The following is a 12,715-nucleotide window of genomic DNA, read 5'->3' on the forward strand; positions in this document are numbered from 1 at the left end:
AGCAAAATATTCAATGAATAATGAAACCCGTAGACCAATATTTTTTTAATCAAAAAGAACCCTATCAATCTATTATGCTCTATGTTAGGAGTGTTATTTTGAATACGCTTCCCGATGTGGTTGAACGTTACAGTTACAAGATTCCGTTTTATAACATTGGAAAAAAGCCCATGCTGTACTTAAATATTTTGAAGGGTAAGGACTATGTGGATGTGGCTTTTGTGCAGGGTATTTTATTAGAAAATGAGTATCCTGTATTAAAAGATGACAATAATCGAAAGCAAGTGCGCTCTATTCAATTAAGATCAATAGAAGATTTAGATCACGAGCAGTTTCAAGAGTTGTTGCATGCCGCGGCAGAGCGCATACGAAACAGTAATAAGGCTTGGTTTATTTAGGTTAAAGGTTTCTGGCTTTTAAGTTTGAGATTTGAATTTAATTACCCGTCACTATTAACCTGTTTCGTCTTTGGTTATTATTTTTTTCTCTGCAAGATGTAAAGGCGCGTAAGGTTTAAAATTGTAAACAGCGACTGCAACTACCTAATGAATGCTACTTACTGAAGACTATTAACTGTTTTTCTAATAGCTACAAGGTTGGTTAGCAGTTTTTCCAAATTATCCAAATGTAACATATTGGCACCATCACTTTTAGCATTGGCAGGATCAAAATGGGTTTCAATAAAGAGCCCATCTACATTGTTTACTACCCCGGCACGTGCAATGGTTTCAATCATATCTGGTCTGCCCCCTGTTACACCAATGGTTTGGTTAGGTTGTTGAAGTGAATGGGTAACATCTAAAATAGTTGGAGCATATTGACGCATGGTAGGAATGCCTCTAAAGTCCACTACCATATCTTGATAACCAAACATGGTGCCTCTATCGGTTATCCATGCGTTTTCATTTCCAGCATCTTTTACCTTTTGCACAGCATGTTTCATGGCTTCAGGACTCATAAACTGACCTTTTTTTAGATTCACCACCTTGCCAGTTTCGGCTGCTGCGACAACCAGGTCAGTTTGACGAACCAAAAAGGCAGGGATTTGCAATACATCAACATATTGCGCTGCAAATGCAGCATCAGAAACTTCATGGATATCTGTTACGGTAGGTACATCAAAGGTTTCTGAAACTTTCTTTAAAATGTTTAATGCTTTTTCGTCACCAATTCCAGTAAAACTATCAATCCTACTTCTATTAGCTTTTTTAAAGCTCCCTTTAAACACATAGGGTATTTCAAGTTTATTAGTTATGGTAATCACTTTTTCGGCTATACGTAAGGCCATATCTTCGCTTTCGATAGCACATGGACCAGCCAATAAGAAAAAATTATCAGAATTAATATGTTTTAGTTTTGGAATATCTTGAAGGTTCATTGATATAATTAATGTGTTTTACAAAGTTTGTTGCAAAGATAGTTTAATTATCCATAGAAATATTGACATTTAATAGCTTGCATGTTAAAATATAGCGTACCTTTGCACGCTTAAATTAAGGCATGTAGTTATGGCTAATATTAAAAATATTGCAATTATTGCGCATGTAGACCATGGAAAGACGACCTTGGTAGACAAAATTATGTACCATTGCCAATTGTTCCGTGAGAACGAAAACACAGGCGATTTAATTCTCGATAATAACGACTTGGAGCGTGAGCGTGGTATAACCATTACCTCAAAAAACGTTTCGGTAACTTATAAAGACACAAAAATTAATATTATAGATACACCAGGCCACGCCGATTTTGGTGGTGAGGTAGAGCGTGTACTCAATATGGCTGATGGAGTACTGCTATTGGTTGATGCCTTTGAAGGCCCCATGCCACAAACCCGTTTTGTATTACAGAAGGCTATTGATTTGGGCCTTAAACCGTGTGTGGTTATCAATAAAGTGGATAAAGAAAACTGTACTCCAGATGAGGTACACGAAAAGGTATTCGATTTAATGTTTGAATTGGGTGCTGAAGAATGGCAGTTGGATTTTCCAACCGTTTATGGTTCGGCAAAAAATAACTGGATGAGTACCGATTGGCAAAAGCAAACCAAAAATATTGAGCCGTTATTAGATATGGTTATTGAACATATTCCATCGCCTAGAATTGAAACGGGAACAACGCAAATGCTTATTACCTCGCTTGATTATTCGTCTTTTACAGGGCGAATTGCTATTGGGCGTTTAACGCGAGGAGAGCTAAAAGTTAATCAGAATATCTCCTTAGTAAAAAGAAATGGTAGTATAGTAAAATCTAAAATTAAAGAACTGCATACCTTTGAAGGTTTGGGACGTAAAAAAGTAGATGAGGTTTTTGCTGGCGATATTTGTGCGATTGTAGGTTTGGAAGGTTTTGAGATTGGTGATACTGTTGCCGATTGGGAAACCCCTGAAGGTTTAAAAACCATTGCTATAGATGAACCAACTATGAGTATGCTATTTACCATTAACGATTCCCCTTTTTTTGGTAAGGACGGTAAGTATGTTACTTCTCGTCATATAAAAGAGCGATTAACCAAAGAGTTGGAGAAAAACTTGGCCTTAAGGGTGGAAGAAACCAATAGCGCCGATAAGTTTATGGTGTTTGGTCGTGGTGTACTGCATTTATCGGTATTGATTGAAACCATGCGACGTGAGGGATATGAATTGCAGATAGGGCAACCTCAGGTAATTATAAAAGAAATTGATGGTGTAAAATGTGAGCCTGTTGAAGAAATGACTATAGATTTACCTGAAGAAGTTTCGGGTAAAGCTATAGAAATGGTAACTATGAGGAAAGGGGAAATGATAAGTATGGAAGCCAAAGGTGATCGTATGGTATGTGAGTTTGTTGTGCCATCACGAGGCATTATTGGATTAAGGAATCAATTGCTTACTGCTACTGCAGGAGAAGCTATTATGGCTCATCGCTTTAAGGAATATCAACCATTAAAAGGTGGCATTCCTGAACGTCAGAACGGTAGTTTAGTGTCTATGGAAAATGGACAAGCTATTCCTTATTCTATAGATAAGTTACAGGAACGCGGGAAGTTTTTTATCGATCCGGGAGAAGATATTTACGAAGGCCAGGTAATTGGTGAAAATTCACGAGGGGATGATATGGTGGTAAATGTGACAAAAACAAAAAAACTAAGTAACGTACGTTCTGCTGGTGCAGATGATAAAGCTAGAATAGTACCAGCAATTAAATTTTCTTTAGAGGAAGCATTGGAGTATATCCAAAAAGATGAATATGTTGAAGTAACCCCAAACCATCTGCGATTACGTAAAATATTATTGACCGAAGTAGAGCGCAAGCGAAGTAAAGCCATTTAAAAAGTGATTGTTAATTATAAAGTAAAAAGGGGGAAGCTGTTAAAGGTTTCCCTTTTTTTATTAATATTGTTTATGGAGTTATTTGGAATTACTGTATTGGAATACGTAGGGTATTTAGCATCCTTAATGGTACTGCTTTCTTTTACAATGAAAGGCATTAAAAAGTTACGTCTTGTGAATATGATTGGGTGTATTCTATTTATTTTGTATGGTTTTTTAATGCCTTCATTGCGAATAGGTTTACCTATAATAATTGCCAATGTGGCAATTTTTTCAGTTAATTTTTATTATCTGTTGCAAAAGCCAGCTCCTAAAAACAATTAATTTTTTTTCAAACCTTTAGTTCCTTAAACGATTTGTATATTTGGTCAATAGAGAGTGGGATAAATTCTTTTATAGATTTTAAGGTTTTCGATTTGTTTATCAAAACAGCTAATTCAATATAATTGAAGAGACTATTAGCGTATATAAATAGCAAAGTTTTAGTTAAAATAACATCTTTAAAAATGGTTTCGGTTTTTGTAAAGATGTTATCGGGTATTTTAACTTCAAAGGCTATAGCATTGTTTATTGGAGCTGAAGGCCTTGCGCTTATTGGTAATTTAAGAAATTTTACCAGCTCAGTTCAATCTGTTTCAACTGTTGGGGTATATAATGGGGCAGTGAAGTACATAGCAGATTTTAGGGAAGATATGGTTAAGTTGAGTAAAACGATTTCAACTGTATTTTACTTGGGATTTGTGGTTACGATTTTACTATCTTTCCTTTGCTATTTTTTTGCTGAATCTATTAACGACTTAATCTTTCCCGATTATAATAACTATGCCTATGTTATAAGGATCTTTGCGGTTGTGCTTCCTTTTTATGCATTAAACATGTTTTCTTTTTCTATAATGAATGGGTTTGCCAAGTATAAAAATTTGATAGTAATAAATATCATTGGTCAAACGCTTGGGTTATCAATAGCTTTAATTTTAATTTATCAAAAACGAATAGATGGTGCGTTAATTTCTGTTGCCATAGCCGAAGCCTTAATTTTTTTAATAACGTTGGTAGGAATTATTAACAGAAAGAGTTTATCAAATTTGATTCAGGTCAAAGAAATTAGCTTTTGGATTATTAAGAAATTAAGCCCTTATTCCATGATGGCTTTGTTTTCAGCAATAATTTTACCCTTGGTTTTAATTGCTATCAGATCTTACATTATAGAGTATGTAAGCTACAAGGATGCTGGGTTTTGGGAAGCCATGACACGTATTTCTAAGTATTATCTTATGTTTGTTACTGCGCTTATGGCATTTTACATATTACCAAGATTTGCTGAAATAGACTCGGTAAAAGAATTTAGAAGGGAAGTGTTTAGTTTTTACAAAGCAGTGGTGCCCATGTTTGCATTGGGACTAATTCTTATTTATTTGTTAAGATCTGTTATCGTTACTGTTGTTTTTTCAGAAGAATTTGAACCGGTCGAGGAGTTGTTTTTATGGCAGCTATTGGGAGACTTTGTTAAGGTTTTGTCAACCGTTATTGCTTATCAATTTCTTGCTAAGAAGATGTTCTGGCATTACATTGTTACGGAAGCTTTTTTGGTAATTATCCTATATGTAACCAGTATTTATTTTATAAAACTATTTGGAGTTGAAGGTGCCGTTATTGGTCATTTGGTAAGCTATACCATGTATTTTGGTGTGATATTGCTTATCTTCGGAAGTTCTTTGTTTGGAGTGGATAATCAAAGGGTTGAGTAGTAATGTTTTTACGATTTTATAGAAAAAAGGTTATATTAATGATTAGTTGAAAATATTAAATTATGTATTTTCTTTATTTTGATCCGGGTTTGGGTGCTATGATTGTTCAAGCTATTGTGGCAGCTGTAGCAGGAGTTTTGTTGTTTTCAAAAAATTTAGTTTATAAAATGAAGCTGTTTTTTGGTTTGGCTAAAGAGAAAAATGCGCTTAATGACATTGATGTTACAGATAGTGATATAGAAAAAAAGAGAAAGAGTGAATAATAGAAGTTTTCATTCAGCTTCATTTAGAGACCCGTCTGGTTATGTTTTTGTTGAAAATGGTCTTATAAAACGTTGTGTCAATCCAATTTACTTCAAACAGTACTTTACCTTTAAGGAACAGGGTTTTTATAATAATTTATTCTCTGCAGGACTTTTAATCAGACACGAGGAAATTACGGTTACTGATACAGAAATAATAATTCAACCAGAACAAATTCCTTTTATTACTTATCATTACGAATGGAGTTTTAATCAATATAAGGAAGCAGCACTTTTAACATTAAAATTACAAAAATACTGTTTAGATCATAATTTTACGCTTAAAGATGCATCTGCATTTAATGTTACTTTTCATAAAGGTAAAGCGGTTTTTATAGATTCATTGTCTTTCGATTTTTATCAGGAAAATCAACCTTGGAGAGCTTACAAGCAATTTATAATGCACTTTTTGGGACCTTTGGTTTTGGCAAAATATATTGGAGTTAAAGCTTTGGGTCTAATGGTGAATTTTATTGATGGTATACCCTTGGATATGTTATCTTCAATGCTGCCATTAAAAACGAAATTTAACCCTTTTTTATATTCAAATATTCATTTATTGGCAAAGTTTGAAAGCAAACATAATGAAGATTACAAAGGTAATGTAAAAGAAGCCAAGCTCTCAAAAAAGGCCCAACTAAATATCGTAAAAGGTTTATACGATTACATAAACAACTTTCAGATTGAGACAGCTAGTGAGTGGGGGAATTATTATTCTAAAACGAATTACTCTGAATCAAGTTTTATGCTAAAATCGAAGCTTGTAGATTCATGGATAAATAAGTTAGGGGCGGAAACTTTAGTTGATATAGGTGGCAATGATGGTACTTTTGTTCGTAGAATAAATAGAAAATTGAAAATGGCACTTGTTTGCGATATAGATAATAATGCGGTTGATTTAAATTTTAAATCGGTAAAAGCTAATCAAGAAAAACACATATTACCCTTTGTTATAGATGTGTTAAATCCGTCTGCTTCTATAGGGTTTAATAATACCGAAAGAGCTTCTTTTTTAAAACGAATTAAGGCCTTTGGTCCTGATGCTACACTTGCTTTGGCCGTAATACATCATTTGACCCTGTCAGGAAATGTTCCTTTTCATGGGTCGGCCGAATTTTTTGCCTCTTTTTCGAAATATTTGATTATAGAGTTTCCAAAGCGTGAAGATTCTTGGGTGCAGCGCCTATTAAAAACAAAAGGGGAATTTGAAGATTATTTTGATTTTTATAATATTGATGTTTTTGAAAAAAGTTATACTATTTATTTCAATATTTTGGAGAAAGAACTTATTGTTGATTCCAATCGCATCATGTATTTACTTAAAAGAAAAGAATGATAGGTAAAACTAGAAAAAGAATCATTTATTTTTTTGAAAAGGAAAAACTAAACCCTACAATTTCTGCTGTATCAGCTGGACTTTATCCAATATTATATTATTACAATTCTAATTTTACGTTGGTAAATTCATGGGAGCAATTATTTATGTTTTTATTGACATTTATTTTAATACCAGTGGGAGTATTTAACCTTTTAGCTGGATTTAGTAAAAGGTATTTGTCTGTAAAACAATATGAATATATTGTTCCAATTTTAAATATCTGCCTTTTTATATTTTTAATCACTTTTAGTATATATGGCCTTAAACGAAAAATTTTGCTAATCGCAATTATATTGGCTTTGTTTATTGCGATATTTATAAAGAAACATTTTGAAAAAATAGTAATGCTACAACTAATAATGGCACTTATTGTTTTACCAATGTTGCTTCCAGATATAAATAAACAGTTCAATTGCAATAATGAATGGGCAATACAACCGGACTCAATTATTAACGTTGAATTTAAAAGAAAACCTAATATTTATATTATTCAGCCTGATGGTTACCCAAATTTTTCAGAGTTAGAAAGAGGTTATTATCAATATAACAATAGTGAATTTGAAGTCTTTTTAAAAGATAAAAAGTTTAAACTATATAACAATTTTAGAAGCAACTATTTTTCGACCTTATCTTCAAATAGCTCCATGTTTTGTATGAAGCATCATTATTATAATAATACTAATAGTAGTTATAAAGAATTATATAATGCTAGAGATATTATTGTTGGCGAAAACCCTGTAGTAAAGGTTTTTAAGCAAAATGGCTATAAAACCAATTTGTTGTTAGAAAAATCTTATTTATTACTTAACAGACCAGAAATGGGTTACGATTACTGCAATATAGAGTTAGGTGAAGTGTCCTTTTTAGGAAAGGGTTTTGAAATGAATAAAGATATTTTACGGGATTTTAAAGAAGCTATAATTAATAATAGTCGGCCAAATTTCTTTTTTATAGAAAAACTTCAGCCAGGTCATATAAGTACATATAAAAGCTATTCGAGTGGGAGAGATATAGAAAGAGTAAATTATCTTAATCAATTAGAAAAAAGTAATAGATGGTTAAAGGAAATAATTGAAGAAATAGAAGACCAAGATGAAAATGGAATTATAGTTATAATAGCAGACCATGGAGGATTTGTTGGTTTTGATTATACTATGGAGTGTAAAATAAAACAAACGGACCGAGATTTAATTTATTCTATTTTCTCAACAGCTTTAGCAATAAAGTGGGGTAAAGAAACGCTTCAAAAGTATGACGATCAATTAAAAACAAATGTTAATTTATTTAGGGTCTTGTTTGCTTATCTAAGCGAGGATGACAAACTATTACATAATTTACAGTCCGATAAGAGTTTTACGGTTATAGAAAAAGGAGCGCCATCAGGTATTTATGAATATATAAATGAAAAGGGTGAAGTTGTATTTAACAAAGTTTCAAATTAACTTTATTCATCTATTAAAACCGTAGTGATTTTATCAATAAAAAGATATAAACCAGAATATAAGGCACAATGGGACCGTTTTGTTTCAAGTGCTAAGAATGCTACATTTCTTTTTTATAGGGATTTTATGGAATACCATGCGGATAGGTTTGAAGATTATTCGCTTTTGGTATACAAAAATGAGAAACTAGTAGCTCTAATGCCTGCCAATAAAGTAAGTAATTCAATTTATTCACATCAAGGTTTAACTTACGGCGGGTTAATATTGGAGAAAAAAACATCATTTCTAAAAATATCGGCCATTTTTGATTCAGTAATTAATTTTTTAAAACTTAAAGGATTTTCAAAGGTTTTTATAAAACAGATACCAGGATTTTACTGCTCGGAGCCGAGTTATGAATTGGGGTATTATTTGTCGAAAAAACACACTACATTTCATAGTGAAATGGTTTTTGCAATAGATTATAAGCTTCCTTTTAATATACATAAAACAAAATTGAAGCATTTTCGAAAAGCCAAAGTTTTTGGGTTTGAAATAAAAGAAAATGATGAACTTTCCATTTTCTGGGATAGAATACTCAAAAAAAGACTCCTTGAAAAACATAATACAAAGCCAGTACATACATTGTTTGAAATAAATAACTTACAAAATGCTTTTCCCAATAATATTAAACAGTTTAATATCTATTTAGAAGGTGAAATATTGGCAGGTATAACTATTTTTGAAATGGGAGGTGTTGTCAAATCTCAATACGGCGCAACATCTTTAAAGGGTGAGAAATTTAGAGCATTGGATTATTTGTTTCTACATTTAATTTATAAGTATAAAAAAGAAAATAAAGAATACTTTTCTATGGGGACTGTTGTTGAAAACAACGACATGGGTTTTAATGCGGGATTAGTTAAGCAAAAAGAAGAATTAGGAGCAAGAGTATATTTACAGCATTTTTTTAGTTTGGATTTAGAATGATTAAGTTTTTAGATTTACATAAAGTGAACATGAGGTTTCAAAAGGAGTTTATGGACTCCTTTCAATCATTTTTAGATTCTGGAAACTATATTTTAGGAGATCAAGTAAACAAATTTGAACAAGATTATGCTATCTACTGTGGGGTAAAATATTGCATTGGGGTAAGCAATGGGCTTGACGCTATAAAATTAATTTTAGAGGCCTATAAAGTGCTTGGTAAACTAAAAGAAGGGGATGAAATAATTGTTCCTGCTAATACGTACATTGCTACAATTCTAGCGGTAAGTAATACTGGGTTAGTACCAATTCTGGTCGAGCCTAATTTAGAGACTTTTAATGTTAATCCTATCGAAATTTTAAAAGTGATAACTCAAAAGACAAAGGCTGTTTTAGGAGTTCATTTATATGGAAGACTATATGATGTTGTGGCATTAGAAGAAATTTCAAAAGATTTTAACTTATTGTTAATTGAAGATGCGGCTCAAGCTCATGGAGCAATACATAAAGATGGTAGAAAGGCAGGTAATTTATCAAATGCTGCTGCGTTTAGTTTTTATCCTACCAAAAATTTAGGAGCTTTAGGTGATGCGGGAGCTATAACAACAAATGATGATGATTTGGCAAACGTTTTACTTCGATTGAGAAATTATGGAAGGATATCAACTTATGAAAATGATATTAAAGGATATAATTGCAGATTGGATGAAATACAGGCATCTTTCCTAAAAATTAAGCTAAAGCATTTGGATTTAGATAATGAAAGGAGGAGGGAAATTGCCAAAATGTATTGTACATCCATAAATAACGAAGCAATAATTTTTCCAACTTATAATGCTTCAAAAAACCATGTTTTTCATCAATTTGTAGTTAGGCATAAAGAACGAGATAAGCTAAAAACTTATTTGATTGCTAATAGCGTTGAAACATTAATTCATTACCCAATTCCTCCTCATAAACAGCAAGCGTATAGGGAGTTGGGTCATTTATTGTTACCCATAACAGAGAAAATCTATAATGAAGTTTTAAGTTTGCCAATTAGCCCTATGCTTACAGATGAAGAGTTGTATGAGATTGTTTATGCTATTAATAATTTTTAATTATAGATTATTACATTTTGATGCGTATCAAGAATATTATAGTCAATAATCTTCTGTTTAAAATTACCTCTGTAAATGCAGTTGTAATATCTACACGTTTGGTAATATCGATAATTGTCCAAAGGTTTTTGGCGGTTACTGTAGGAGAGGTTGGGATAGCTAAAATAGGCCAGATTAGAAATCTTATCCAAATTATTACTAGTACATCTTCCTTAGGAATATTCAATGGAATTGTAAAATACGTTGCTGAGTTCAAAAATGATAATGAAGAGATAAGCAAATTATTTTCTACTGCATTTACTTTTGTTTTTATAGGTTCATTGCTTACCAGTTTGTGTTTGTTTTTTTTAGCCCCATGGTTAAATACCATACTATTTAAAGACCTAGATGTTGTTTGGTTAATTAGGGTTTTGGCTTTATTGCCTATTTTAATTGGTATTAATCGTGTCTTTCATGGAGTTATCAATGGTCTTTCAGAATATAAGAAATATGCAAAAATAGACTTATTTAGCTATTTGTTATCTGTTGTTGTTCTTTTAGTTAGCTTATATTCTTTTGACTTAGAAGGTGTTTTGTTTTCAATTGTTATAACACCTATTATTCAATCTTTGGTTATAGTTTATATATTTGGTTCTGTCCTAAAGCGATTCATACAGATTAAAACATTAAGTTTAAAATTGCCATTTGCCAAAGAGTTGTTGGCATTTACACTTATGTCTTTTGTCTCTACTGTTTTGTTAAATTATGTTGAGTTAGATATTAGGACTATGATAACCAATAGAATTGATATTAATGAAGCAGGGTATTGGACAGCCATGAACTTTATATCTAAGAATTACATGGCTTTTTCCTCAGCCATTTTTACACTATATGTTATTCCCAAATTTTCGAGGATTTATGATAGAAATGGGTTTTTAAAAGAAGTAATAAATATTTATAAAACGTTACTACCATTATTCGGTCTTGGAATGTTGTTGATATACATTTTTAGAGATTTTATTATCAATATCATATATCCTAATTTCGTAGGATTGGAGCCGCTGTTTAAATGGCAGTTAATGGGAGATTTTATTAGACTTGCCTCTCTAGTGATTGCTCATCAATTTTTAGCCAAGAAATTGGTTAAAAGCTTTATTTTTACGGAGTTGATTTCATTGGGCTTATTTTTTGTCTTTTCCAAGTATCTAGTAGATCTGTATGGAGCTACAGGGGTTGTGATGGCCCATTTTTATAGGTTCATTGTTTACCTCGTAGTTGTGATAATGGTAGTTTATGGTTATTTTTATAAACTAAACAAAAATAACAAGCCATAAACTCTAAAGCCATTAGTTTTATTTCCACTTAGAGATATAGGTTTTTGCTATATTTATGTAATGGTGTTCTTTTTCAATAAATGCTCTGGCGTTTTTTGATATCTTTCTTATCTCTTTTGGATTTAATATTAACCACTCTAGCTTATCAGCTATTTTCTGCTCATTGGGAAGAGCGTTTATAGCTACAGTATCTTCTTCAAGATTAAAATATTCCAACCATTCTTTCTCTGCACCTGTAAAAACCACTTTTCCTTTAGCCATGGCTTCTAAGGCGTTATAGCCTTGGTCGTAAGCATAAACCTGATCTAGTAATATATGGCAGCGATTATAAAGTTTTATATACTCATTATAAGGAATGTTTTCTATCCTAATAATTTCAACTTTGTCGGCATGGGTTTTTTGGATAAGTTCTAATGCTTTGTCAAAAAAGATATTTCCTTTCTTAATATAATTCAATCTGTTGATACCATGAAAAATAACAATTTTAGAAGAATAGTCATTTGTAATATAAGATATTGAATCAGTATTTATAGGATTGGGTATGAGTCCCAAATATTTAGAATAATTAAGTAAGGGAATGTGATAATCTAAATCTGATGCTATAAGACCTTCTATTTGTTGGTATAGAAATCTATGAAGTTTATAATATCGTTTTTTGATGTATTTTAACACATACACAAAGTGTTTCTTTAAATTAGGGTCTTCATGTAATGGTGTTAAAATGGAATATCTAAATTTCTTATCAAAGGCATATTTAACACTAATATAATCAGTGCCACAGGATAAAAGGAATATTTTTTTGTTTTGGAGGATAAGCTTTTTTAATAACCAAATCTCTAATTTTGGGTGAGTTCTAATACTGTTTTCATTAATTAATTGTACTATATCAAAGCCTTTAAGTTTTGGCAATATTTTATAAAATCTAAAAGCACATTCATACTGGGCTAAACTTATTTTAAATAGTTTATAGAAAATTTTTTCAAAAAAGAAGTAAAAAGGTTTTTCAATTAATACAGGTCGTATATTAATGTCAACAGGGAAATTTTTAAATCCATCACCTGAGCCTACCAACAAAACATCATGTCCATTTTTAATGAGGCCCTCTTTAAGTGAATTATGCAGCCTGCTGTATTCTCCAATTAATAAAATTTTCATAGA

At 31.7% G+C, this 12,715-nt stretch carries 12 protein-coding genes; 9 read left to right on the forward strand and 3 right to left on the reverse strand.

Translation table 11 applies throughout. The features are described 5' to 3' along the window. Positions 1 to 20 precede the first annotated feature (20 nt). A complete protein-coding gene (locus tag MR053_RS06285) occupies positions 21 to 398 on the forward strand; it encodes a DUF1801 domain-containing protein (protein ID WP_242131574.1) in 378 nt (125 codons plus the stop codon). Positions 399 to 556: 158 nt separating this feature from the next. Here MR053_RS06285 and kdsA read toward each other — a convergent pair whose 3' ends face one another. Continuing rightward, a complete protein-coding gene (gene kdsA / locus MR053_RS06290) occupies positions 557 to 1,378 on the reverse strand; it encodes a 3-deoxy-8-phosphooctulonate synthase (protein WP_242131575.1) in 822 nt (273 codons plus the stop codon). Positions 1,379 to 1,508: 130 nt separating this feature from the next. Between kdsA and typA the strand changes: the two genes are divergently transcribed. Further along, positions 1,509 to 3,308 carry a translational GTPase TypA gene (typA, locus tag MR053_RS06295; protein ID WP_242131576.1) on the forward strand — a complete coding sequence of 600 codons (1,800 nt, stop codon included), beginning with the start codon at positions 1,509 to 1,511 and terminating at the stop codon, positions 3,306 to 3,308. A gap of 14 nt (positions 3,309 to 3,322) precedes the next feature. On the opposite strand, the gene MR053_RS14000 is transcribed toward typA, so the two are convergent. Further along, positions 3,323 to 3,568: a hypothetical protein gene (locus MR053_RS14000; RefSeq protein WP_317221555.1), complete on the reverse strand. Its 246-nt coding sequence runs from the start codon at positions 3,566 to 3,568 to the stop codon at positions 3,323 to 3,325. A gap of 246 nt (positions 3,569 to 3,814) precedes the next feature. Here MR053_RS14000 and MR053_RS06305 point away from each other — a divergent pair, with 246 nt between their 5' ends. The 7 genes from MR053_RS06305 (at position 3,815) to MR053_RS06335 (ending at position 11,557) form a co-directional block, all read left to right on the forward strand. Continuing rightward, complete coding sequence (locus MR053_RS06305) at positions 3,815 to 5,056, forward strand: O-antigen translocase (protein WP_242131578.1); 1,242 nt, start codon at positions 3,815 to 3,817, stop codon at positions 5,054 to 5,056. 62 nt (positions 5,057 to 5,118) lie between these two features. Beyond that, positions 5,119 to 5,319, forward strand: a complete 201-nt coding sequence (locus MR053_RS06310) for a hypothetical protein (protein WP_242131579.1) — start codon at positions 5,119 to 5,121, stop codon at positions 5,317 to 5,319. Beyond that, positions 5,312 to 6,694: a class I SAM-dependent methyltransferase gene (locus MR053_RS06315; RefSeq protein ID WP_242131581.1), complete on the forward strand. Its 1,383-nt coding sequence runs from the start codon at positions 5,312 to 5,314 to the stop codon at positions 6,692 to 6,694. The genes MR053_RS06310 and MR053_RS06315 overlap by 8 nt, the downstream gene beginning before the upstream one ends. A 386-nt stretch (positions 6,695 to 7,080) precedes the next feature. Further along, positions 7,081 to 8,178, forward strand: a complete 1,098-nt coding sequence (locus MR053_RS06320; protein WP_242131582.1) for a sulfatase-like hydrolase/transferase — start codon at positions 7,081 to 7,083, stop codon at positions 8,176 to 8,178. Between the two features lie 24 nt (positions 8,179 to 8,202). After that, positions 8,203 to 9,147 carry a FemAB family protein gene (locus MR053_RS06325; RefSeq protein ID WP_242131583.1) on the forward strand — a complete coding sequence of 315 codons (945 nt, stop codon included), beginning with the start codon at positions 8,203 to 8,205 and terminating at the stop codon, positions 9,145 to 9,147. 29 nt (positions 9,148 to 9,176) lie between these two features. Next, the gene (locus tag MR053_RS06330; RefSeq protein WP_317221705.1) at positions 9,177 to 10,244 is read left to right on the forward strand and encodes a DegT/DnrJ/EryC1/StrS family aminotransferase; all 1,068 of its coding nucleotides are present in this window, start codon (positions 9,177 to 9,179) and stop codon (positions 10,242 to 10,244) included. 20 nt (positions 10,245 to 10,264) lie between these two features. Then, on the forward strand, positions 10,265 to 11,557 hold the full coding sequence (locus MR053_RS06335) for an O-antigen translocase (RefSeq protein WP_242131587.1): 1,293 nt from the start codon (positions 10,265 to 10,267) through the stop codon (positions 11,555 to 11,557). Positions 11,558 to 11,575: 18 nt separating this feature from the next. Here MR053_RS06335 and MR053_RS06340 read toward each other — a convergent pair whose 3' ends face one another. Next, positions 11,576 to 12,712 (reverse strand): glycosyltransferase, encoded by a 1,137-nt coding sequence (locus tag MR053_RS06340; RefSeq protein ID WP_242131588.1) that lies wholly within the window; start codon positions 12,710 to 12,712, stop codon positions 11,576 to 11,578. Positions 12,713 to 12,715: the final 3 nt, after the last annotated feature.

Source organism: Aestuariivivens marinum, assembly GCF_022662175.1.
In the GTDB taxonomy this organism is placed as follows: domain Bacteria; phylum Bacteroidota; class Bacteroidia; order Flavobacteriales; family Flavobacteriaceae; genus Aestuariivivens; species Aestuariivivens marinum.